21 protein-coding genes are annotated in these 23,673 nt (G+C 62.7%); 10 read left to right on the top strand and 11 right to left on the bottom strand.

Translation table 11 applies throughout. The features are described from left to right. Nucleotides 1-49 precede the first annotated feature (49 nt). The gene (locus tag CFE35_RS05875; RefSeq protein ID WP_292928968.1) at nt 50-1,189 is read left to right on the top strand and encodes an epoxide hydrolase family protein; all 1,140 of its coding nucleotides are present in this window, start codon (nt 50-52) and stop codon (nt 1,187-1,189) included. Between the two features lie 40 nt (nt 1,190-1,229). On the opposite strand, the gene CFE35_RS05870 is transcribed toward CFE35_RS05875, so the two are convergent. The 6 genes from CFE35_RS05870 to miaA all read right to left on the bottom strand — a co-directional run bounded on the left by CFE35_RS05870 (nt 1,230) and on the right by miaA (nt 7,021). Further along, entirely contained in the window at nt 1,230-1,883 is a 654-nt protein-coding gene (locus CFE35_RS05870; RefSeq protein ID WP_292928966.1) for a YceI family protein, read from the bottom strand. A gap of 87 nt (nt 1,884-1,970) precedes the next feature. After that, nucleotides 1,971-2,255: an I78 family peptidase inhibitor gene (locus CFE35_RS05865; protein WP_292928965.1), complete on the bottom strand. Its 285-nt coding sequence runs from the start codon at nt 2,253-2,255 to the stop codon at nt 1,971-1,973. A gap of 183 nt (nt 2,256-2,438) precedes the next feature. Further along, the gene (ilvC, locus tag CFE35_RS05860; protein ID WP_292928963.1) at nt 2,439-3,458 is read right to left on the bottom strand and encodes a ketol-acid reductoisomerase; all 1,020 of its coding nucleotides are present in this window, start codon (nt 3,456-3,458) and stop codon (nt 2,439-2,441) included. A 41-nt stretch (nt 3,459-3,499) separates the two neighbouring features. Continuing rightward, nucleotides 3,500-4,033: an acetolactate synthase small subunit gene (gene ilvN, locus CFE35_RS05855; protein ID WP_292928961.1), complete on the bottom strand. Its 534-nt coding sequence runs from the start codon at nt 4,031-4,033 to the stop codon at nt 3,500-3,502. A 13-nt stretch (nt 4,034-4,046) separates the two neighbouring features. Further along, entirely contained in the window at nt 4,047-5,795 is a 1,749-nt protein-coding gene (gene ilvB / locus CFE35_RS05850; RefSeq protein WP_292928959.1) for a biosynthetic-type acetolactate synthase large subunit, read from the bottom strand. 254 nt (nt 5,796-6,049) lie between these two features. Further along, entirely contained in the window at nt 6,050-7,021 is a 972-nt protein-coding gene (gene miaA, locus CFE35_RS05845; protein ID WP_292928957.1) for a tRNA (adenosine(37)-N6)-dimethylallyltransferase MiaA, read from the bottom strand. Between miaA and serB the strand changes: the two genes are divergently transcribed. Both serB and CFE35_RS05835 read left to right on the top strand, forming a co-directional pair. Further along, nucleotides 7,014-7,907, top strand: coding sequence for a phosphoserine phosphatase SerB (gene serB, locus CFE35_RS05840; protein ID WP_292928955.1), 894 nt, complete (start codon nt 7,014-7,016; stop codon nt 7,905-7,907). The two genes, miaA and serB, sit on opposite strands and share 8 nt — an antisense overlap. Nucleotides 7,908-7,982: 75 nt before the next feature. Then, nucleotides 7,983-8,807, top strand: coding sequence for a Coq4 family protein (locus CFE35_RS05835; protein WP_292928953.1), 825 nt, complete (start codon nt 7,983-7,985; stop codon nt 8,805-8,807). Between the two features lie 136 nt (nt 8,808-8,943). On the opposite strand, the gene purL is transcribed toward CFE35_RS05835, so the two are convergent. The 3 genes from purL to CFE35_RS05820 form a co-directional block, all read right to left on the bottom strand. Further along, nucleotides 8,944-11,142, bottom strand: coding sequence for a phosphoribosylformylglycinamidine synthase subunit PurL (gene purL / locus CFE35_RS05830; RefSeq protein ID WP_292928951.1), 2,199 nt, complete (start codon nt 11,140-11,142; stop codon nt 8,944-8,946). A gap of 75 nt (nt 11,143-11,217) precedes the next feature. Next, nucleotides 11,218-11,892 carry a hypothetical protein gene (locus tag CFE35_RS05825; RefSeq protein WP_292928949.1) on the bottom strand — a complete coding sequence of 225 codons (675 nt, stop codon included), beginning with the start codon at nt 11,890-11,892 and terminating at the stop codon, nt 11,218-11,220. 4 nt (nt 11,893-11,896) lie between these two features. Further along, nucleotides 11,897-12,295 carry a DUF2177 family protein gene (locus tag CFE35_RS05820; protein WP_292928947.1) on the bottom strand — a complete coding sequence of 133 codons (399 nt, stop codon included), beginning with the start codon at nt 12,293-12,295 and terminating at the stop codon, nt 11,897-11,899. A gap of 173 nt (nt 12,296-12,468) precedes the next feature. Between CFE35_RS05820 and CFE35_RS05815 the strand changes: the two genes are divergently transcribed. The 6 genes from CFE35_RS05815 (at nt 12,469) to queA (ending at nt 16,648) form a co-directional block, all read left to right on the top strand. Beyond that, nucleotides 12,469-12,936: a YbjN domain-containing protein gene (locus CFE35_RS05815; protein ID WP_292928945.1), complete on the top strand. Its 468-nt coding sequence runs from the start codon at nt 12,469-12,471 to the stop codon at nt 12,934-12,936. Nucleotides 12,937-13,038: 102 nt separating this feature from the next. After that, nucleotides 13,039-13,293 carry an exodeoxyribonuclease VII small subunit gene (locus CFE35_RS05810; RefSeq protein WP_292929864.1) on the top strand — a complete coding sequence of 85 codons (255 nt, stop codon included), beginning with the start codon at nt 13,039-13,041 and terminating at the stop codon, nt 13,291-13,293. Next, on the top strand, nt 13,290-14,207 hold the full coding sequence (locus tag CFE35_RS05805; protein ID WP_292928943.1) for a farnesyl diphosphate synthase: 918 nt from the start codon (nt 13,290-13,292) through the stop codon (nt 14,205-14,207). Before CFE35_RS05810 ends, CFE35_RS05805 begins: the two co-directional genes overlap by 4 nt. Next, on the top strand, nt 14,208-14,732 hold the full coding sequence (gene coaD / locus CFE35_RS05800; protein WP_292928941.1) for a pantetheine-phosphate adenylyltransferase: 525 nt from the start codon (nt 14,208-14,210) through the stop codon (nt 14,730-14,732). A 137-nt stretch (nt 14,733-14,869) separates the two neighbouring features. Continuing rightward, the gene (locus tag CFE35_RS05795) at nt 14,870-15,592 is read left to right on the top strand and encodes a peptidylprolyl isomerase (RefSeq protein WP_292928939.1); all 723 of its coding nucleotides are present in this window, start codon (nt 14,870-14,872) and stop codon (nt 15,590-15,592) included. Between the two features lie 21 nt (nt 15,593-15,613). Beyond that, on the top strand, nt 15,614-16,648 hold the full coding sequence (gene queA / locus CFE35_RS05790; RefSeq protein ID WP_292928937.1) for a tRNA preQ1(34) S-adenosylmethionine ribosyltransferase-isomerase QueA: 1,035 nt from the start codon (nt 15,614-15,616) through the stop codon (nt 16,646-16,648). 27 nt (nt 16,649-16,675) lie between these two features. Here queA and CFE35_RS05785 read toward each other — a convergent pair whose 3' ends face one another. After that, complete coding sequence (locus tag CFE35_RS05785) at nt 16,676-19,357, bottom strand: FG-GAP-like repeat-containing protein (RefSeq protein WP_292928935.1); 2,682 nt, start codon at nt 19,355-19,357, stop codon at nt 16,676-16,678. A gap of 197 nt (nt 19,358-19,554) precedes the next feature. Next, nucleotides 19,555-22,836: an FG-GAP-like repeat-containing protein gene (locus CFE35_RS05780; RefSeq protein WP_292928933.1), complete on the bottom strand. Its 3,282-nt coding sequence runs from the start codon at nt 22,834-22,836 to the stop codon at nt 19,555-19,557. 504 nt (nt 22,837-23,340) lie between these two features. Here CFE35_RS05780 and CFE35_RS05775 point away from each other — a divergent pair. Beyond that, the coding region (locus CFE35_RS05775) for a hypothetical protein (RefSeq protein ID WP_292928931.1) at nt 23,341-23,673 on the top strand (333 nt) is incomplete at its 3' end.

The following is a 23,673-nucleotide window of genomic DNA, read 5'->3' as shown; positions in this document are numbered from 1 at the left end:
GTGAAAGGCGCTGCGCTTGTCCAGAATGAAAGCATAAAGGGAGAGCCGTATGTCTGAAGCCGTCGAGCCGTTTGAGTACCGGGTGCCGCAGGAAGCGCTGGATGATTTGCACGCGCGGCTGGATCTGGCGCGCTGGCCGGAAAAGGAGGCGGTGGACGACTGGACGCAAGGGGTGCCGCTGGCGGCCTTGCAGGATTTCGTGGCTTATTGGCGGCACGGGTATGACTGGCGCAAGTGCGAGGCCTGGCTGAACGGGCTGGGTCTCTGGACCACGGACATCGACGGAGTGGCGATCCGCTTCCTGCATGTGCGCTCGAAGCACGAGGGCGCATCGCCGCTGATCATGACGCATGGCTGGCCGGGTTCCATTCTGGAGTTTCGCGGCGTGATCGATGCGCTGACCGATCCGGAAGCGCATGGCGGCAGCGCGGACGATGCCTTCCATCTGGTGATCCCCTGCTTGCCGGGCTTCGGCCTTTCGGGGAAGCCCGCGAAGCATGGCTGGGGCGTGGAGACAATCGCGCGGGCGTGGGGCGTGCTGATGGCGCGGCTGGGCTATGCGCGGTGGTTTGCGCAAGGGGGCGATTGGGGTTCGATCGTGACCTCGCATATCGGCGCGCAGAACGTGGCTGGCTGTGCGGGCCTGCACCTCAACATGCCCATCGCGCGCCCGCTGCCGGAGGACATGGCGAACCCGTCTCCGGCGGAATTGAAGGCGCTGGGCGCGCTGCAATATTATCAGGAGTGGGATTCGGGATACTCGAAGGAGCAATCCACCCGGCCGCAGACCATCGGGTATTCGCTGGTCGATTCGCCGGTGGGGCTGGCGGGCTGGATCTACGAGAAGATGTGGGCCTGGACCGACAACGCCGGGATGCCCGAAAGCGAACTGAGCCGCGATGCCATGCTCGACAATATCATGCTCTACTGGCTGCCGGCGGCTGGGGCTTCGTCGGCGCGCCTCTATTGGGAGAGCTTTGGCAGCGGCGAAACCGGTCCGATCACCTTGCCGGTGGCGGTCAGCGCTTTTCCCAAGGAAGTGCTGCCCACCCCGCGCAAGTGGATGGAGCGGCGCTGCTCGAACATCGTCCACTGGGGCGAGATGGCGAAGGGCGGGCACTTTGCCGCGTGGGAGCAGCCCGAAGCGTTTGTGGGCGAACTGCGGACGGCGTTTTCGCTGATGCGTTGACAAAGGTGACGGGGCGGCGCTGCAGCCGCCCCGCACACGCTTACTTCTTCTCGAAGGCGATGGTGATGTCGAGCTTCACTTCATCCGCCACCAGCGGGGCGAAAAAGCCAAGGCCGAAATCGCTGCGCTTGATTGTGGATTGACCGTGGAAGCCGATAGTGGCGGCCTTGTTGAAGAAATTGGTGCCCGCGCCGGTGAACTGCGCACTGAAAGTGGCGGGCTTGGTGACGCCGTTGAGGGTGAGGTTGCCCTCGACGGTGGCGTTGGTGCCGTCCGCGCCGGGCGTGACCTTGGTCGAGACGAAGACGGCGTCCGGCATGGCGGGGCCGAAGAAATCGGGCTTGGCGCCGTCAGCGCCGGGTTTGGTGAGGTGGGCAGTGAGTGCGGCATCGACGGTCACCACCTTTGAGACCGGGATCGTCGCTGTCAGCTTTGTGGCGGCGGGGTTGGCGGGATCGAACGCCATCGCGCCGCCAAGTTGGCCGAACAGGCCGAAATAATCGTTGAAACCGAGGTGGTTGACCCGCCACGCGATCATCGAATGGGTGGCGTCGACGGTGTAGTTCCCGGCGGTGACGCGCGATTTGTCGAGTGCGCCCGGAGGCGTGCTGGGGAGCTGCGAGAGCGAGGGCGCAGCCAGTGCGGCAAGGGCGAGGGGAAGGGCAAGTTTGGCGGCGCGGGGGAAGCGGATCATCGGCAGTCTCCGGTCAGGGTCTGACGGAGGGGCTGCCACGGTAACAGGCGGGTTGGCAAGAGGCTTGCGGTGGCCCGACCGGGGTGATCAGCCGCAGCGCATGGCGGCGATGCGGCCGCTCTCATCCAGAATCACGTTGAGACGGCGGGCGCTGAAATCCAGCGTGATGGGCTGACCCGGGGTGATCCAGCGCACGGGATTGGGCCGGGCGATCTGCTGCACCGCGCGGCGAACCTGGCTGATCGCCTTGGCGCCGATGAAATGTTCGGTGGTGGTGAGGCGGCAGGTATCCGGCGGCGGCGCGGGCGCGTCTGCCCATGCGGCGCAAAGCGGGAAAAAAGCCAGCGCCGCCGCGCCAAACCGGAACTTCATGCGATGGTTTTCCCCGATACTTCGAAAATGGAGGTATCGGGTTTGCGACTGCCTCGCAACCGGCAATGGGCGGGCGGTGTATGCCGTTCGTCGATTGGCCGAAACGAACGCGGCAACGAAAAGGGCGGGCCTCCGGTGGAGACCCGCCCTCGCTGTTTTCGGTCCCTTGCGGGAGTTCCCGGATCAGTTCTTGGCCTTGTCGACCAGCTTGTTGGCGCCGATCCACGGCATCATCGCGCGCAGCTGGGCACCGGTCTTTTCGATCGGGTGGGCCGCAGCAGCCTTGCGGGCGGCCTTGAGTTCGGGCTGACCGGCGCGGTTGTCGAGAACGAAGTCCTTGACGAAGCGGCCCGACTGGATGTCGGCCAGAACGCGCTTCATTTCGGCCTTGGTCTCGTCGGTGATGATGCGCGGACCGGTCTTGATGTCGCCGTATTCGGCGGTGTTCGAGATCGAGTAGCGCATGTTGGCGATGCCGCCTTCATAGAGCAGGTCGACGATCAGCTTGGTTTCGTGGAGGCACTCGAAATAGGCCATTTCCGGCGCGTAACCGGCTTCGACCAGCGTCTCGAACCCGGCCTGGATGAGGTGGGTGATGCCGCCGCACAGCACGGCTTGCTCGCCGAACAGGTCGGTCTCGCATTCTTCCTTGAAGTTCGTCTCGATGATGCCCGAACGGCCGCCACCGACGCCCGATGCATAGGCAAGGCCCACGTCATGCGCGTTGCCGGTCGCGTCCTGATGGACGGCGATGAGGCAGGGAACGCCGCCGCCACGCACGTATTCCGAGCGGACGGTGTGGCCGGGGCCCTTGGGCGCGATCATGATCACGTCGATATCGGCGCGCGGCTCGATCAGGCCGAAGTGGACGTTGAGGCCGTGCGCGAAAGCGAGCGCGGCGCCGGGCTTCATGTTGGCATGCAGGTCTTCGGCATAGATCGCGGCCTGATGCTCGTCGGGCGCGAGGACCATGAGAATATCGGCCCATGCAGCGGCTTCGGCGTTGCTCAGCACCTTGAAGCCAGCGGCTTCGGCCTTCTTGGCGGTGGCCGAACCGGCACGCAGCGCGATGGCGACGTCCTTGACGCCGCTGTCACGCAGGTTCTGCGCATGGGCGTGGCCCTGCGAGCCATAGCCGAGCACGGCGATCTTCTTGCCCGTGATGAGGTTCAGATCGCAATCGGCGTCGTAATAGACCTTCATTCTCAGTTCCGTTCTCTATGTCGTTAAAAAGAAAGGGGATATCAAGCTGCAGCGGCGCCGCGGATCATGCCGACGATGCCGGTCCGGCCCACTTCGACAAGGCCGAGTTCCTTCATCAGGCTGACGAAGCTGTCGATCTTTTCCGGTGCGCCGGTCAGCTCGAAGACGAAGCTGGCGGTGGTGGTATCGACGACTTTGGCGCGAAACACATCGGCAAGGCGCAGTGCCTCGACGCGGTTTTCGCCCTTGCCCGCGACCTTGATAAGCGCCAGCTCGCGCTCGACGTAAGGGCCGACTTCGGTGAGATCGACGACCTTGTGCACCGGCACCAGCCGTTCGAGCTGGGCGCGAATCTGGTCGATGATCTCGGGCGGGCCGTGCGTCACGATGGTGATGCGGCTGACATCGTGGCCATCGGTGATGTCGGCCACGGTCAGGCTGTCGATATTGTAGCCGCGCGCGGTGAACAGGCCCGCGATCTTGGCGAGAATGCCCGCTTCGTTATCGACGGTGATGGTGAGGACGTGGCGCTCGCTGTCATTGGCTGCGGCGGCGATGGCGGTTTCGGCGGTCATTGGCTCGGCCTCCTCAAACCAGCGCCTTGGCGGCGTCGTCCATCGTGCCGGACACGGTGTCGCCATAAAGGATCATGTCGGTGTGCGCCGCGCCCGAGGGGATCATCGGGTAGCAGTTCACTTCCTTGGCGACGAGGCAATCGACGAAGACCGGACCCGGATGGTCGATCATCGCCTGGATGCCCGCATCAAGCTCGCTCTCATCGGTGATTCGGATGCCCTTCCAGCCGTAAGCCTCGGCCAGCTTCACGAAATCGGGCAGGCTGTCCGAGTACGAATTCGAATAGCGGCTCTCGTAAGTCAGTTCCTGCCACTGGCGGACCATGCCCATCCACTCGTTGTTGAGCACGAAGACCTTGACCGGCAGGCGGTACTGCGTCGCGGTGCCGAGCTCCTGGATGTTCATCTGGATCGAGGCATCGCCCGCGATGTCGATCACCAGCGCATCCGGGCAGCCGACTTGCGCGCCGACGGCGGCAGGCAGGCCATAGCCCATCGTGCCAAGCCCGCCCGAGGTCAGCCACTTGTTGGGGCCAGAGAAGTGGAAATACTGCGCCGCCCACATCTGGTGTTGGCCCACTTCCGTCGTGATGATCGGATCGTGCTTCCGCGTCAGGGCATAGAGCCGCTCGACCGCATGTTGCGGCATGATCGCTTCGCTGCGGTGCGGGTAGGCAAGGGACTGGCGGGCGCGCCAGCCATCGATGCGGGCAAACCATTCGGTGAGTTCCGCCGCTTCGTGCTTGGCCGCGTGCCATGCGTCGATCAGCTGGCGCAGCACTTTCGCGCAATCGCCGAGGATGGGCAGATCGGCGCGCACGGTCTTGTTGATCGAGGCGCGGTCGATATCGATGTGGATGCGCTTGGAATTGGGCGAGAAGGCATCGAGGCGGCCCGTCACGCGGTCATCAAAGCGCGCGCCGATGGCGACGATGAGATCGGCGCGGTTCATTGCCATGTTGGATTCGTAGGTGCCGTGCATACCCAGCATACCAAGCCACGCCGGATGCTCCGCCGGAAACGCGCCGAGGCCCATCAGCGTGGAGGTGACCGGCGCGCCGGTGAGCGTCTGCAATTCGCGCAGCAGGGCAGTCGCTTCCGGCCCCGAATTGATCACGCCGCCGCCGGTGTAGAAGATCGGGGCCTGCGCAGCGGCGATCATCTGCACGGCCTGCGCGATATCTTCGCGGGGGGCCTCGATCTGCGGCTGATAGCGGGTGCGCGTGCGGGCGGGCTTGCCGGTCCACGCGGCCATGCCGATCTGCACGTCCTTGGGAATGTCGATCACAACCGGGCCGGGGCGGCCTTGCGTGGCAATGCGGAACGCTTCCTCGACGATTTCGCCCAGCTGGTCCGGGTCTTTCACCAGATAGTTGTGCTTGGTGCAGTGGCGGGTGATGCCGACCGTGTCGCATTCCTGAAACGCGTCAGACCCGATCAGAGCGGTGGGCACTTGCCCGGTGATGACGACGAGCGGGATCGAATCCATGAACGCATCGGCAATGCCGGTGACCGCATTGGTCGCGCCCGGGCCGGAGGTGACGAGCACGACGCCGGGCTTGCCGGTGGCGCGTGCATAGCCTTCGGCTGCATGAGCCGCGCCGGCTTCGTGGCGGACGAGGATGTGGCGGATGCGTTCTTCGCCGAACAGCGCGTCATAGATCGGCAGCACCGCACCGCCGGGATAGCCGAACACGCATTCGACCCCCTGTGCGACCAGGCTTTCGACCAGGATTTCCGCGCCGCTGCGCTCGTTCTTCACGCTCAATTCCCTTTCCGGACCCGGGCTGCCTGAGGTTGACCCCGAGTGGCCGTTTCAAGCGGGCGCGTTAGCCGCGCCGTCCTGCCGTTCAAACCAAAATCTGCCGAATTGTGGGTGTTCACCCACGAAAACCCGCAAAAAATGCGGCCCGGGGCAGATACGGACTGCACCGGGCCAACAAGACCGCAGCAGGGACTGGAATCCATGTGCTACGGTGAACGCGTGGTAGACGACATAAAATGCCGTGTCAACCGCTAATCGCGTAATAATGCTTCAACGAGAGTGTCTGGCGGGGAACTTTGCAACACCACCCGAGGCCATGCGGCCGGTGGCTGGTGGCGCAGCCAGGTGTATTGCCGCTTGGCATAGCGGCGCGTGGCCTGGCTGCCTGCGGCGATGGCTTCGGCCTCGTTGCAGGATCCGGCAAGGTAGGTGCTGATTTCGGGCACGCCGATGGCGCGCATCACGGGCAGCGCGGGATCGAGCTGGCGGGCGAGCAGAGCCTCGGTCTCGGCCACCGCGCCGCCCTGCCACATCTGCGCAAAGCGCCGGTCGCAGCGTACGTAGAGCCACGCGCGGTCCGGCATCAGGATCAGCGGGCGCAGCGCGACCATGTGGCCGATGCCGCCGACGGTTTCGGCCTGCCACGCGGCCAGCGGCCTGCCGGTGGAACGCACGACTTCCAGTGCGCGGGCGATGCGCGCGGCGTCTGCGGGCGCGAGCGCGGCGGCGCGGGCGGGGTCTTCGCGGGTGAGGGCGGCGTAGGCTTCGGAGACGGGCAGGGCGCGGACTTCAGCGCGGACGTGCGGATCGATGGGCGGCACAGGCGCGATCCCATCGAGCAGCGTGCGGATATAAAGACCGGTCCCGCCGACGAGGATGGGCAGTGCGCCTGCAGCGTGTGCGGCGGCCACTTCGGCGCGGGCGGCTGCGGCCCAGTCTGCGGCGGAGCACGCTTCCGCTCCGTCCCACGCGCCGAACAGGCGGTGCGGCACGCCTTGCATCTCCGCTGCGGTGGGGCGCGCGCTGAGCACGGCGAGATCGGCGTAGACTTGCGCGCTATCGGCGTTGATCACCACGGCCCGCGTTCCGGCGGCCTGCGCTGCCAGCGCAGCGCGCACGGCGAGATCGCTCTTGCCGCTGGCGGTCGGCCCTGCAATGAGCGCGAGCGGCGGCCTGGAAACTGAATGATTGGCTGCATCAGAAGGGGAAAGATCGGTGCTCATCGCACGTCTGATAGCAGAGCAAGAGACGCTTGGTGACAATCTTGCGCTCGCCATGGAGCAGATCGAGGACGCGGGCTGGGAAGTGGCCGGGGCCGGGATGCTGGACGCGTGCGACGACGTGCTGGAACTGGAACTGATCGAGGAAGCCGCTTCGCCCGATGCGGACGCGGTGCGGCGCGTTCTGGAACAGTGCTTTCCGGTGTGCGACCTGCTGCTTTCGCGCGAGGCCATCGAAGTGCCGCGCCTGTTCGTGTCCGACATGGATTCGACGATGATCGGGCAGGAATGCATTGATGAACTGGCCGATTTTGCCGGACTGAAAGAACGGATTGCCGCCATCACCGAGCGGGCGATGCGCGGAGAGCTGGATTTCTCTGCCGCGCTCAATGAGCGGGTCGGGCTGCTCAAGGGCCTTTCGGAAAGCGCGATTGCGCAGTGCCTTGAGGAGCGCATCCGCCCCATGGAAGGCGCGCGGACTTTGGTGGCAACACTGAAGGCCAAGGGCTGCCGGACGGTGCTGGTAACGGGCGGTTTTCACGCCTTTGCCGATCCCGTGGCGCAGCAGCTGGGCTTCGAGCATGTCGTGGCCAATCGCCTTGGCGTGCACGGCGGGGTGCTGACGGGCGAGGTCGTCGGCGGGATCGTCGACAGTTCGGTCAAGCGGCAGGTGCTGCTGGATGAAGCGGCGCGGCTGGGCGCGGGCGTGGGCAGTCTCGCCACTGGCGACGGCGCGAACGATATTCCGATGCTGCAAGCGGCCAGCCACGGCATTGCCTACCGCGCAAAGCCCAAGGCGCGCGCGGCGGCGGATGGGTGGATCGAGCGGGGCGACCTGACCGCGATCCTTTCGCTTTACGGCATCGCGCGCGAAGACTGGGTGTCATGATCCTGAGGTGGTCTTGACGCGATATTAACACTGGTGTTAGTACGGCGCCACAACCTGATTCTGCGGAGACACCGTGTGAACGCCCTTGCTGCCACTTTCGAAGCTGACACCTCACGCGATTTCCACTGCCTGCCGCTCTATGACGAGCGCCGCCCGAAGCTGAAACTGCGTCCGGGCAAGGCGCTGCATCATTTTCGTGAGCTGCTGAAGGACAAGGAAAATACCGAAGAAGTGTTCCGCATCTTCGAATCGCTGCCGTGGAAGGATCTGCGCAAGGCGGGCGAGCGCTTCCTGACTTCGGAAAAGGGCATGGACCTGCGCGTGCGCGAGCCGTTCCTGCCCGCAATCCTTGACGATCACGCAGCGCTGCGCCGGATGCCGGAAGGCTCGCTCGCGCATGCCTACTGCGATTTCATGGAAGGCGAAGGCCTCACCGCGCAGGGGCTGGTCGATGAGTTCGACCGTTTTGCGGCAGACAAGCCCAAGTATGTCGACCAGTTCCAGTGGTACATGAACCGCATGCGCGATGTGCATGATATGCTTCATGTTCTCACCGGCTATGGCCGCGATGCGCTGGGCGAGGCCTGCGTGCTTGCGTTCACCTACAGCCAGCAGCCTTCGCCGGCGCACTTGTTCATCGGCTATATGGCCGGACTGAATATCGGCAAGCAGGTCAAGAGCAGCGCCCCGGTGCTGCGCGCGATCCGCGAGGCCCAGGGACTGGGCAAGGCTTGCCCGCGCATTGCCGAGCAGGCGATCACCGATCTGCTGCCGCTGCCGCTGGAGGAAGTTCGCCGCAAGCTGAACATCACGCCCGCGATGCATTACCGCGCCGCGCATGCGGTGTGGGGATCGATGGGCGTCGATCCTTACGATCTGCTGGGGAAGAAGGCGGCTTAAGTTACCCCTCCGTCAGCGCTTCGCGCTGCCACCTCCCCATTTGCACTTCGTGAAAACGGGGAGTGCTTAGATCCTCCCTGTTTTTGCGGAGCACAAACGGGGAGGTGGCCTGCCGCAGGCAGGTCGGAGGGGTTTTTCACCCCTCCATCCAATCCTTGAAGAACGCCTCGTTGGCCGCGCGCAAGTCGGTGATGTCCACCGCGAAGCCCGGCCCGCTGACGGCACTGCCGCCCGTGGTGCCGATGCGCGTCATCGGGATGCCCGCGGCCTGGATCGTCTCGGCCACGGCGCTCGTCACGACGTAGCGGGCCTGATCCTCGCCGAATGCGGTGAAGTGATCGCCAATTTCCTCGATCTTGCAGCCAATGCCGCTTGCCATCGCCATTTCCGCCAGCGCGACGAGTAGGCCGCCGTCGGAAACGTCGTGAACTGCGCTGACCTTGCCTTCGCCGATTAGCTTGCGGACGAATTCGGCATGAGCGCGTTCGGCGGCGAGATCGACCGGCGGGGGCGCGCCTTCCTCGCGGCCATGCACTTCGCGCAGCCAGAGCGACTGGCCGAGGTGGCCGTTGCTGTGGCCGATTACGAAGATGGCCTCGCCTTCAGCCTTGAACGCAATGGTCGCCATCGTTTCATGGTTTTCCATCAGCCCGACGCCGCCGATCGCAGGCGTTGGCAGAATGGCCGAGCCGCCGCCGGTGGCCTTGCTCTCATTGTAGAGCGAAACGTTGCCCGAGACGATGGGATAGTCGAGCGCGCGGCAGGCATCGCCCATGCCGCGCAGGGCTTCGACGATCTGGGCCATGATCTCGGGGCGCTGCGGATTGGCGAAGTTGAGGCAGTTTGTGATCGCGAGCGGGGTCGCGCCGACGGCCGAGATATTGCGGTAGGTCTCGGCCACCGCCTGCTTGCCGCCCTCGAACGGGTCGGCATAGCAGTAGCGCGGCGTGCAATCGGTGCTCATCGCGAGCGCCTTCTGCGTGCCGTGGAGGCGCACGACGGCCGCATCGCCGCCCGACTTCTGCAGTGTGTCTGCGCCGACCTGCGAATCGTACTGCTCCCAGATCCAGCGGCGGCTGGCGAGATCGGGGCAGCCCATGAGCTTGAGGAGATCCGCGCCAAGGTCCGCGCTGGCGGGAACGTCGCCCAGCGGCTTCACGCCGGACCATGCCTTGTAGTCCGCAAGGCTCATCGCTGGGCGGTCATAGAGCGGGGCGTCTTCGGCCAGCGGCCCGAGCGGGATGTTGCACACCGTCTCACCCTGGAAGGTGAGGACCATGTGGCCGGTGTCGGTCACTTCGCCGATCACCGCGAAATCGAGTTCCCACTTCTTGAAGATCGCCTCGGCCATCGCTTCCTTGCCGGGCTTCAGCACCATGAGCATGCGCTCCTGGCTTTCCGAGAGCATCATCTCGTAAGGCGTCATGCCCTCCTCGCGGCAGGGCACCTTGTCCATGTCGAGAATGATGCCGGCCTTGCCGTTGGTCGCCATTTCCACCGACGAGGACGTGAGGCCCGCCGCGCCCATGTCCTGAATGGCCACGATGGCGTCGGTCGCCATGAGTTCGAGGCAGGCTTCGATCAGCAGCTTTTCGGTAAAGGGATCGCCGACTTGCACGGTGGGGCGCTTGGCTTCCGAATCCTCGCCGAAATCGGCGCTGGCCATCGTGGCACCGTGGATGCCATCTCGCCCGGTCTTGGAGCCGACGTAGACGATCGGATTGCCGATGCCGGTTGCGGCGGAATAGAAGATCTTGTCCTGATCGGCGACGCCCACGGTCATCGCGTTGACGAGGATGTTGCCGTCATAGGCGGGGTGGAAGTTGGTCTCGCCGCCCACGGTCGGCACGCCGACGCAGTTGCCGTAGCCGCCAATGCCCGCGACGACGCCCTGCACGAGGTGCTTCATCTTGGGATGATCGGGGCGGCCGAACCGCAGCGCGTTCATGTTGGCCACGGGGCGCGCGCCCATCGTGAACACATCGCGCAGGATGCCGCCCACGCCCGTCGCCGCGCCCTGATAGGGTTCGATGTACGAGGGGTGATTGTGGCTTTCCATCTTGAAGATCGCGGCAAGCTTGGTGCCGTCCGGACCATCGCCGATATCGATCACGCCCGCGTTCTCGCCGGGGCCGCAGATCACCCAGGGCGCCTCGGTCGGCAGCTTCTTCAGATGGATGCGGCTCGATTTGTAGGAGCAGTGCTCAGACCACATGACCGAGAAGATGCCGAGCTCGACAAGGTTCGGCTCGCGCCCCAGCGCGTGGAGCACGCGGGCATATTCTTCTTCGGAAAGCCCGTGGGCGGCGACGGTTTCTGCAGTGATCTCGGCCATGAATGCGCCCTTAGCCAAGCAGCGCGGGCATTGCGAGTCTCAAGAACAGGGCGAGTCTGAAGAGAGGCGCCAGCCTCAAGAAAAGCGCTGTGTGCTGGTAACCTTGGAGCGCGTCGCCTCGACCAGCAGGGCCAGCGCGCTCAGCACGGTGAAGGCGAACAGCGCCAGCAGCGGCTGTGCTGCGCTGACTTCGGTGGTGCGCGGGCTGAACCAGTCGATCAGCTGAAACAGCGCGAGCACGCCTGCGAACAGGCCAAGGAACAGGCCCGCGCGCGGACCGGCGGCACGCGTGCGCGCGGCGTAGAAGGCGAGCGTGCCGAACGCGAGCACGACTTCGAGGCCATGTTCGATCAGCGGATGGTTCCACAGACCAAGGCCGAGCTTCGGCGGCGAACCGGCCAGCGTGAGATCGGGGGCGTGGACGATGAAATCCGCCAGCCAGTGCGAGAGGACGCAGGCGAAGGCGATGGCGGCGGCGGCGCGGCTGCGCGTGACCGCAAGGACAAGGCCGCCAAACAGCACGCCCAGCACGCCCGTGCCCAGCAGGCTGTGGCTGAGGCGCATGTCGTAAAGGTCGAGCCAGTTGCTGGCGGTGAAGCCGGGCACCATGCGGTAGTGTTCGATGCCCGCCAGCGCAAAGCCGAAGAAGGCGAAATCGAGCACTTGCACAGCGACGACCAGCACGGCCAGCGAAGGGGCCTTGCGCATGGCAGCGGCAGCGAATGCCGGGGCATAGTGACCGATGAACATGGTGCTATCCGGCGAACGTGCGGGCGGCGTATGTGGCGGCGACAGCGGCCGTCATCGTGGCGAAGGCGCCCCAACAAACGTCGATCACGGTCACGTAAGTCGGCCAGCGGGCCAGCGTGGCCTGATTGGTGAAATCATACGTCGCGTAGCACAGCGCGCCCAGCAGCGCGCCGTTCAGCGCCGCTGCACTCAGGCCGGACGTGAGGCCGGGCCGGATCGCGAACCAGACCATGCCGGCGAGATAGGCGAGGTAGAAAATGCCTGCAGGCGCCAGCCGGAAGCTGGGGGCGAGGAGATCCCCCAAGGCCGGGCGATAGAGATTCGGACCTGCCCAGCCGAGCCACATCGCGTCGAGCGCGCCAAACACCACAGCGGCGACAGTATAAGCGATGACCAGTTGCATGCATGTCCTTCCGCCCGCGATGCTTGACCGGCAAAGGACTGCGCGTCAATGGTTTCGCCTAAGGGATTTCGCGTCTGACAGATGACAGAACTTTTTGTTCAGACGGAAGCATGCACAGGTGAGCAGCGAGCAAGATCTGGAGTTGCTTGCACAGGCGAGATGGGGAGTTGGCGATGAAGGGATTTCTTGCAGGATTGGCCGCACTGGCCGCGTTCGTGGCAACTCCGGCCATGGCGACGGTGACCGCAGCGGACCCGGCGCTGGTCGCCAAGGCGATGGTCAAGATGGGCTACCGGGCGGAACTGGGCAAGGACGAGAGCGGGGATCCCTACATCACCTCGGCTTCTTCGGGCTCAACGTTCCTCGTCTTCTTCTTTGGCTGCAAGAAGGGCGTCAACTGCACGACGGTCCAGTTCTTTGCCGGGTTTGACAAGCCGTCCAATGCCTCGCTGGCGGCGATGAACCAGTGGAACCGCGATAACCGGTTTGGCCGCGGCTATCTGGCCGATAACGGCTCGGCCCGTCTCGAAATGGATCTGGACCTCGACGATGGCGGGATGAGCGATCTGCTGTTCGCAGACAATGTCGAGTTCTGGGTGGCGATCATGGCCAAGTTCGAAAAGTACGTCCGGCGCAAGTAGGCGGAAGCTTCGCTCGCGCGGGGGGAAAGCTGCGATTTCCGGCGGGGTCAGGCGGCATGGGCGCTTGACCCGCTGCGGCTCGCCGGTCAATGCTTGCCCATGATGGCACAAGACACCGACATCGGCTCGCTGAGTTTCGAGGAAGCCCTGAAAGCGCTGGAGGATATCGTCCGCCGGCTGGAAAGCGGAGAGGCGCCGCTCGACGAATCAATTGATCTTTACGCGCGCGGCGATGCGCTGCGTGCGCATTGCCAGACGCGGCTCGATGCGGCGCAGGCGCGGATCGAGGCGATTGTTACAAATGGCGCGGGCGGTGCGGCAGGCACCCGTCCCTTCGATGATGCAGGTGCAGCATGAGCGCGATGCAGCGGACCGATCCGTGGCAGAACCTGCTGCGCCCCGCGCTGACGCGCATTGCCGAAGATATCGACAGTAGCTTCGATGCCTTGCTGCCGCTGGCGAATGACCCGCGCGACCGGCTGATCGAGGCGATGCGCTATGCCGCGATTGGCGGCGGCAAGCGCCTGCGCCCGCTGCTGGTGCTGGCCACCGCCAGCCTGTTTGGCGCGGACCGGGCGATGGCGATCCGTGTCGGCACCGCGATCGAGGCGATCCACGTCTATTCGCTGATCCACGACGATCTGCCGTGCATGGACGATGACGCGCTGCGCCACGGCAAGCCGACGCTGCACGTGGCGTACGACGAAGCGACCGCCGTGCTGGCGGGCGACGCACTGCACGATTTCGCGTTCGAAGTGCTGTCCGATCCCAATCTTTCCGGCGATCCGTTCGTGCGGATCGAACTGGTGCGCACGCTGGCGCTCGCCAGCGGGATGAACGGCATGGCCGGCGGGCAGATGATGGACATCGCCGCCGAAACCGCCTCGTTCGATCTGCCAACGGTGACGCGGCTCCAGCAATTGAAGACCGGCGCGCTGCTGAGTGCGGCTGTGGAAATGGGCGCTATCATCGGGCGCATTCCGGCCGAGGGGCGCTCGCACTTGCGCGGCTATGCCCGGGATATCGGCCTTGCTTTCCAGATTGCCGACGATCTCCTCGATGCCGAGGGCGACGAGGAAGCGGCGGGCAAGGCGCTGCGCAAGGACGAGCAGGCCGGCAAGGAAACCTTCCTGTCGCTGCTCGGCCCGGCGCGTGCGCGCGAACAGGCGCAGATGCTGGTCGAGCAGGCGGTGCAGTTCCTCGCGCCTTATGGCGAGGAAGCGGACCTGCTGCGCGCGCTGGCTTGGTTCATTGTTGAAAGGGATCGTTGAATGGGCGCGGGGGCAGCACACAGGGTCGGGGTCTACCCCGGCACGTTCGATCCGATCACGCTCGGGCATCTCGATATCATCCGGCGTGGCGCGAAGCTGGTCGACCAGCTGATCATCGGCGTGACGACGAACCCTTCGAAGAATCCGATGTTCACGCCCGAAGAGCGCATGGCGATGGTCACGCGCGAAGTGGCGGCGCAGGGCATCGAAAACGTCACCGTCATGGGCTTCAACGCCCTCCTGATGAAGTTTGCCGAGAAGCAGGGCGCGAGCGTGATCGTGCGCGGCCTGCGCGCCGTCGCGGACTTCGAGTACGAATACCAGATGGCGGGCATGAACCAGCAGCTCAACGACGGGATCGAGACGGTGTTCCTGATGGCCGACGTCAGCCTGCAGCCGATCGCCTCCAAGCTGGTCAAGGAAATCGCGCTGTTCGGCGGGGATATCACGAAGTTCGTGACGCCGATGGTGCGGGACGAAGTGGTAGAGCGCGTGGCGCAGCAGGGCCAGCTGGGCGATTACTGAGGCGGGCGGCTGGCTTTTTTGCGGCATTTGTTCCCAGCGCCTGCGGCATTTGTTCATTGCGGCGTCATCGCCGGGGGCCTATCCGCCGCCCATAGGGCTGATGTGATCGGGCCAAGGTAGTTAGGACGATGGGTTTGATGACTTCGCGTTTGTTCAAGAAGGTCGCGTTCGGGCTGGCGCTCGGCACGGCGCTGATCGCCCCGCTTTCCCTTGCGTTTGCGCAGGGCGCGCCGGGCAAGGAACCGGTCAAGCCGATCAAGGTCGATCCGATCCAGCACGCGCAAGGCCTGACCTATGCGGTCGATGCCGATATCACGCATGATCCCGATAACGTGCTGCTGCTCGATCTTTCGAACGGCGGGCGCGTCGCTATCCGGCTGATGCCGGAATGGGCGCCCCATCATGTGGAGCGGATCAAGGCGCTGACGAAGGAAGGCTTCTACAACGGGGTGATCTTCCACCGCGTGATCGATGGCTTCATGGCGCAGACCGGTGATCCCACGGGCACCGGGCAGGGCGGATCGAAGCTGCCGGACCTCACGGCCGAGTTCAACGATATCCCGCATCTGCGCGGCACGGTTTCGATGGCGCGCACGGACGAGCCGAACTCTGCCAACAGCCAGTTCTTCATCGTGTTCTATCCGCGCTTCGCGCTCGATCACAAGTACACCAACTTTGGCCGGGTGATCGCGGGGATGGACATCGCCGATGCCATCACGCGCGGCGAACCGCCGAAGAACCCCACGAAGATCGTGCAGGCCAGCCTCGCTTCGGAAGGCAAGGCTCCGCCAGCGCCGCCCGCCGCGCCCGCGCCGACGACCTTTACCGCCGACATGCTGAGCAATTCGCAGTCCAATTGATTTCGGCCAGCTGAACGTCCCGTGCGCGTAGACCTGTTCGATTTCGAGCTTCCGCCCGAACGCATCGCACTGCGCCCCGCTGCCCCGCGCGATTCGGCCAAGCTGCTTGGGGTTGGGTCCGAAGGGCCGTTCACCGATGCGGTGGTCCGCGATCTGCCGCAGCTGCTGCGCGCGGGCGACGTGCTGGTGTTCAACGATACGCGGGTGATCCCGGCGCAGCTTGAAGGCGAGGTCGGCAATGCGCGGATCGGCGCAACGCTGCACAAGCGCATGGACCTGCGCCGCTGGCAGGCGTTCGTGCGCAACGGGCGGCGGCTGAAGCCGGGCAGCGTGATCGATTTCGGCGCAGGCGTTGCGGCGACCGCCGAGGAGCGCCACGGCGATGGCAGCTGGACGCTGGCGTTCGGCGGCGAGGAACCGGTCGAGGTGCTGCTGGAGCGGGCAGGGCGGATGCCGCTGCCGCCCTATATCGCGGGCAAGCGTCCGACCGATGAGCGGGACCGCGAGGATTACCAGACGATGTTCGCGGCGGAAGACGGCGCGGTGGCCGCGCCGACGGCGGCGCTGCACTTCACGCCCGAGTTGATGGCGGCGCTCGACGAGGCAGGCATCGGGCACGAGACGCTGACGCTGCACGTGGGTGCGGGCACGTTCCTGCCAGTCAAGGCCGATGATACCGACGACCATGCCATGCACGCCGAATGGGGCCGGATCGAGCCGGACACGGCGGCGCGGCTCAATGCGGTGCGCGCGCGCGGCGGGCGGATCATCGCGGTGGGCACCACCAGCCTGCGCCTGCTGGAAAGCGCAGCGGATGAGCGCCGCGTGATCCATCCCTTTGCGGGCGATACCAGCATCTTCATCACGCCGGGCTACCGGTTCCGCGCGATCGACGGGCTGATGACGAACTTCCACTTGCCCAAATCGACGCTGATGATGCTGGTCAGTGCGCTGATGGGAATCGAGCGGATGCAGGCGGCTTATGCGCACGCCGTTGCGAACGAATACCGCTTCTACAGCTATGGCGATTCGAGCCTGCTGCTGCCGGGGGATTGAGCCGGACGCTCTTTCCCCTGGGCAGCCTCACGCGAAGATCTGCAGATCCCCATAAGCCAGCGCTGGATGCTTCGAAGCGCCAAGCAACGCAACCTGGACGGCGGCAGCGCCTCCCAGACCATCAGCATCGTAATAGAGGACGCCGGTGGTGGTATTGTAGATCACCCGGTCATTGGCATCGTGCGCCGTGGTTGATCCGGCAGCGGCGTAGAAGTCGTCCGCGTGCAGTGTGCCGGTGTAGGCGAAGCCCTTGAACACTGCCTTGCTGAGCTGAATCTTGTCACCATCGGCGCGGCTGAAGTCCGTGATCGTGTCCCGGCTGGTCGGTGCGGTGTTGAAGACAAAGCTATCCTGTCCGGTCCCACCTGACAGAGTGTCCTTCCCGTCGCCGCCAAAGAGCTTGTCGTTACCGCCCCCACCTTTGAGGATGTCATCGCCCAACAAACCCTTGAGGGTATTGGCCCCATCGTTGCCGTTCAGCGTGTTGGCGAGCGCATTGCCCGTACCTGCGAGGTTGGCAGAGCCGGTCAAGGTCAGGTTCTCAATAAACTTGCCAAGCGTGTACCCGATCGAGCTGATGACGGTATCTTTGCCGCCAAGATCAGTCGTGTCGGTGCCAGATGTTGTGGCCGTTTCGTAAAGTCGATCTCCGGAGACATCGACGTGGTAAGTGTCGTTGCCTACACCGCCGAACATCCGATCGGCACCTGCGCCACCATTGAGCGTGTCGCTCCCCGCGTTGCCTTTCAGGACGTCAGTGCCGTCACCGCCAGCCAAAACGTTCGCGAGGCCGTTGCCTGTCAGCGTGTCGGCATAGCTGCTGCCGGTAATGTTCTCGATCGCCGCGAGCGTGTCGGTTCCGCCCCCCAGTGTGCTCTGCGCGCCCTTGAGCAGGAGGCTCACCACCACGCGAGACGTCGCACCGGTGTAGCTGGCCGTATCATAACCACTGCCGCCCAGAAGTTGGTCGTTGCCCGCGCCACCCGCCAGCGTGTCGTTGCCAGCTCCCCCGATCAGGGTATCGTTGCCAGCAAGACCATAGGCAGTCTCGGCCCCCTCGCGCAGCGTGATCGTATCCTTCCCATCGCTGCCGCGCACGGTTGCGCCATTGGCAAAGCCGGTCCAGCCCGCAGCCTTGCCCACCGCGAGCCAGTGCGCAAGCCCGCTGGCATACGTGCCAGCCTTGACCATAGCCGCCACATCGGGGTGCTCGGTCAGATAGTAAACCTCGCTGAAGCCCGGCGCGCCCTGCAGCGCGGGGTTGATGCCCCCCGGTCCGGTGGACATGGCCGTGTCGGCTTCCACGGTGAAGACCACCTGGGTGTACGCCCCGCTACCGTTGGCAAAGCCGCTGGTCGTTGTCACGAAGCCAAGGCGTCCGTCCGGCGTCAGATAGGGGTAGAACTCGCTCTCGACGTTGCCGGGATAGAACAGGTTCAGGCCAGACGCCTTGGCCGCATCGGCAAGCTTTCCGGTCAGCGCATGGAACTGGTTCCACATCACCGAGACGAACTTGCCACTTCCGGTGTTGAGATAGACCTCATTGGACCAGCTCTTGTCCAGCGTTCCATCCGACCCGTAGGTGCCCGGTTCAGCGATCACAATATCCTTGAAAGCATCGCCGTTCACATCGATGAGCTGCGGGTTCTTGCCCGGATCAGCGCGCGCGACATAACTGTTGTAGATCGTCGTGTCGGTCACATCGGTGAATTTGAGTTTTCCGTCATTGCGTAGAAACTGCAGCATTGAAGCGCCGTAGCCGTTCTGGTGGAAGATCATCGAGCTTACCACCAGATCGAGATCGCCGTCGTTGTCGAAATCGAAGGGATTGACCGCGACATCGTGGGAGCGCTGCGTTGAAAGGTCCGATGGCACATCGCTGTATTTGGCGTTGCCCTCAAAATAGGGCTTTGGCAGCACAACCTGGTCGCCCCAGATCGAGGTGGTATCGCTGCGGATATTGGTGAAAATCCAGCTGTTGCCCACGGTGGGGCTCGAATCGGCGGAATTGAGCAGGTCGACCGCGATGATCTCGGCCTTGCCGTCGCCGTCGAGGTCTGCAGTCGTCGCATCGCTGGCGAGGCCCCAGTTGATCCGGCCCGGCTTACCCAACGCCACATCGGCAAGGCTCATGTTATAGCTGAAGGGCAGCGCCTTGAAGCCACCCCTACCATCGCCGAGGAACGCAACGATGCCCTGATGGTTGTCCAGCATCTGATAACTGCCGGGGGCATACAGGCGCGGGTCGAAGGCTTTTGCCACCGAATAGCCCGCGCCAATGAAATCGAGCTTCCCATCGCCGTTCAGATCGCCGATCTCGCCGTTGTGAAATGTACCCTTTGGACCCGCATCGATCGGGCGGAGAGTGCCGTTGCCGTTGTTCAAGTAAAGCGTCGATTGGGTGTCGAAAAACGGGCTTTCGTTGTGCCCGTCCACGAACAGGTCGAGCTTCCCGTCGTTGTTGAAATCACCCATGCGCAGCGATTGCGTACCCGGCGTGCTCGCGCGGCCCAGCACTGTCGCGGCATCGAGCAACTTGCCCCCGCCAGGCCCAGTTGATACGATCAGGAAGGGCACTGAAGGCGGCGTGCCCGTCGCATCGAAGCCGCGATAAGACCAGCCGCCAATGACAACTTCTGCCCAACCATCGCCAGTCAGATCGCCCGAAACGCCCTCCAAGACCGCACCGTCATTGGTCGGATGAAACACCGATCCAGCGACCTTTATAGTGAAACCCCCTTCATCCCACTGCACGCTAGTCGGCAATGGATTTAGCGTGGACTGCGAACTAAGCGGCACCGCCTATCTCCAATTTTATTAGCTACTGCAGATTAGAGGTCAGACTAGGCAGATTTGGCCTGCTGCTGCCAGGGGATTGAGCCGGACGCCCTTTCCCCTGGGCAGCCTCACGCGATGATCTGCAGGTCTCCGTACACCAGTGCCGGATGCGTCGAAGCACCCAGCAGCGCGACCTGGACGGCGGCAGTGCCTCCGAGCCCGTCAGCATCGTAATACAGGACACCGGTCGTCGTGTTGTAGATCAACCGGTCGGTCGCATCGTGCGCCTTGGTGGCTCCGGCTGCGGCATAGAAGTCCTCCGCGTGGAGCACGCCGGTGTACGCAAAGCCTATGAAAACCGCACTGCTCAGCTGGATCTTGTCGCCTTCTGTGCGGCTGAAGTCGGTGATCGTATCCCGGCTGGTAGGCGCTGTATCGAAGACGAAGGTGTCCTTGCCAGCCCCGCCGGTCAGCGCGTCCTTGCCTGCGCCACCGAACAGCTTGTCGTTGCCAGTGCCGCCCTTCAGGATGTCGTTTCCGCCGAGCCCCCGCAGGGTGTTGGCACCGTCGTTGCCCACGAGCGTATTCGCCAGCTCATTGCCTGAACCACCATAGTTTCCAGTGCCGGTCAGTGTCAGGTTCTCCAAGAACTTGCCGAGCGTGAAGCCGATCGAGCTGCTTACGGTGTCCTTGCCGCCAAGATCGGTGTTGTCAGCGGTGGCCACCGAAGCGGTTTCATAGACCCGGTCCCCGGCATTCTCGACGTAGTAGGTGTCGTTACCAGCGCCGCCGAACATATTGTCAGCTCCAAGACCGCCGTCGAGCTTGTCGCCACCAGCATTGCCTCTCAGAATGTCGTTCCCTGCCAGACCCTTGAGTGAGTTTGCGCCATCGTTGCCCAAGAGCGTGTTGGCCAGCTCATTGCCCGTGCCGCTAAAGCTTCCAGTGCCGGTCAGGGTCAGATTCTCGATAAACTTGCCGAGTGCGTACCCGATCGAACTGCTGACCGTATCTGAGCCGCCGAGGTCAGTTGTGTCGGTGCCGGAGGCAGTGGCCGTCTCATAGACGCGATCGCCAGTGGCATCGACGTGGTAGGTGTCGTTGCCGGAGCCGCCGAACATCCGGTCGGCACCTGCGCCACCATCGAGGGTGTCGCTCCCCGCGTTGCCTTTCAGGACGTCAATGCCGTCACCGCCAGCCAGTACGTTCGCCAGGCCATTGCCTGTCAGCGTGTCGGCATAGCTGCTACCGGTCAGGTTCTCGATGCTGGTGAGCGTATCGCTGCCTGCACCCTTGGTGTTCTGCGCAACCTTGATGCCAAGATCGACAGCTACCGCACTCAGGCTGTCGGCATAGTCAGCGGTGTCGCTGCCTGTACCGCCATCGAGCAGATCGTTTCCTGCGCCACCCTGAAGGTTGTCCTTGCCATCACCGCCATTCAGCGAGTCCGCATCCCCGCCACCGATGAGATAATCATTGCCATCGCCGCCAGAAAGCGTGTCCGTCCCTCCGCCGCCGAAAAGAGAATCGTTTCCTACTAAACCCTTGAGCGTATCGTTGCCTAAGCCCCCGGCAATTTTGTCTGCGCCGATCGTTCCTTCAACCGTATCATCGCCGGGGCGAAAAAGATCATTCTGGTAGACGACCAACTGTGAATCGCTCGCTCCAACGAGTTCGGAAATTCCGTCGCTATCTATGTCGACCGCGTTTACGTACAAACCGGAAAAAGTTCTTGTATTGCTGAAATTTCCGCTGCCGTCGTTTAAATAAAGCTCTGAGCCGATTTTTTCGTTTTCGTAGACCGCGATCAAATCGTCGGCGCCATCGCCATTGACGTCTATAGGCTCCAGGAATTTATACCAGTACCCGGGGCGTGCTGATGAATCCTGAAGCAGGCGCGAACCTGTCTGGTCTTCGAAGACGCCGTTGCCCTTGTTTACAAGAAATTGGATATACGGGAGCCTGTAAAAGCCACCACGATTTCCGCCATTGGTCACCGAGACCACCAGATCGGGTAAAGCATCTCCATTCAAGTCGAGTTTGCGGATCATCACGGTAATGTCGGGGTCACCGATGTCGGAAATTTCGGGAAGCGGCACAATCTGCGAAAACCCGAACCGCCCGGTGCCGTCTCCTTTAAGAAACTGACTTGGAGAGGGGTTGATTTCCCAGGTGCCTAAAATCGCATCAGCCGCACCATCGCCGTCTAGGTCGCCGATAAACGACCAAGTGTGTCCGGGCGCATAGCTCCCCTGCTGCTGAATCACGTGCGGAAAGGCGTCAGTTTTCAGCGTAAAATTGCCACGACCATCGTTGATCAGTAATTGCTCTGCATTGCCATCTTTTGCGCTCAGTGCATTCACGAGAATGTCAACGTCACCGTCTCCGTCTACATCCGCCGTACTTAAGCCATGGTTATTATATAGACCTTGTGGCAGGTTGGTGGTTGCATCAATCATCTTGCCACTCGTACTGCTTAGGTAGATATGATTTTGACCACCGGGGAACGGATCGGTGTCGAGACCAAAATCTGCGGCAAAGATATCGCTGCGACCATCATTGTTGAAATCAGCGACTATCATACGTGGTGAATAATTCACCTCCGGAATCAGAGAGCCGAAAATATTCGCTGTACCATCCCGAAAAGAACCTTGGCCATCGCCTAACAATACTTGGACTGGCGTCGATTTGGTCCCAGAGCTTGGGGCATCGAGGCGGTTAATCCAAAGGTCGATAAAACCATCGCCATTGAAGTCTCCCGACAGGACTTGTTGCACATTACCCGGCGCGCTGCTCATCGGAATTCGAACAGGCATTGCAAAGGGACCTGAAATATCCTCTTTGGAAAGCGTCACGGATAAACCATTCAAGCCTACGAACGAGATCGCTTCGATCCCTTTGAGATGATCAATCCCGTAACCGCCTGCTCCTGCATCAGTCGGGTTGTGCGTGACTGTGATAAGGTCCAGTACCTTGTCGTAAGCAATCGAAACTTCATCGAGCCCAACCCGATAATATGTGACTATATCGAGCCCCGCGCCGCCATCTACAGTATCGTTCCCCCCCAGAGTCCAAAACTGGTCGTCGCTGGCTGAGCCTTTAAAAATATCGTCGAAACTGGTACCGTGAACGGTGTGGATATCAATCAGTGTATCCTTGCCTCCAGTTCCATCCAAAACGATTCCGGTTGAGAGATCCACTGTTATGCCACTGGTTGCGCCATGATAGGCTGCTGTCGAATAGCCGACAGTTCCGATAATTCGGTCATTCCCTGGCCCGCCTACGGCATTAGCATAGGCGATGGTAATAACGTCATCTCCGCCATTGCCAAATATAGTGGAATAATTTGGTATCCCAATATCCGATTGGTTGATTATATCTTTGCCTTCTGTGCCTTGATAATCAGCCATTTATTTATCCTAAAAAATATAATAATTTGAATTAATTTCTATAATCGTTTCACAAGGTCCCAAACGCTCCGAGACATAGTCGGGTGGACCAAGAACAGGAAAATACTAATGCCGGCGGAAAAAATCGCCAGCCTTCGAGGCGACTGACTCCGCATCATAGAACGAGAAATGGTGCCAAAAGAGAATGCGTTGATTTTATCCTATGCGAGGCTGCCGGACGTGTCTCGCTAAAGTATTGTAATAACATAATTATTATGGCAAAGAGTCGCTGCTGTTCTGGCGCCAATGCTAGGCCCGCGTGGCGAGGGCGCTGGATCGCGGATTCCGCAGTTCGCTTCCGCCGGCATCAGGAGCCGCTGAGGTCGGCAGAGCAGACACGAATTGCTCTTGATGCAATCCGAGGCCGCGCAGAACACGCCACCTTATTTGAATGGGCCGGAACGCCTGTTCACACACCGACGCCCTCAGCTAACCGCTGGGGGCTTTCTTATTGGAGAAACGCCCATGCGCGAAATCCTGACCATCCTTCTGCTCGCCGCCCTTCTGACGGTCGCCCTAAAAATCGCATTCGTGTTTTTGATCCTCGCCGGATCAATCTTCGGGACCCACGAGACAGTCGGCTTGATCGTGATCTTGGCAATCTTCGCCGGTTTCAGGGGCCAGGCTGCCGGAATAATAACAAACCGCCGCGCAATTCTCGCCATCTTATATGAACAGGCCGCATCTGATTTTTTGTGGAACAAAACAAGTACAAAATTGGGCGCTTTGAGCTTGCGACCGTCTCGATATCCCGCCAAAAGGTTCCTGCCTTCCGTGAAAGCCGGAAGGTGGGGCGTG

The organism is Novosphingobium sp. PASSN1 (assembly GCF_002278815.1).
This window is presented reverse-complemented; position numbering and strand designations above follow the sequence as displayed.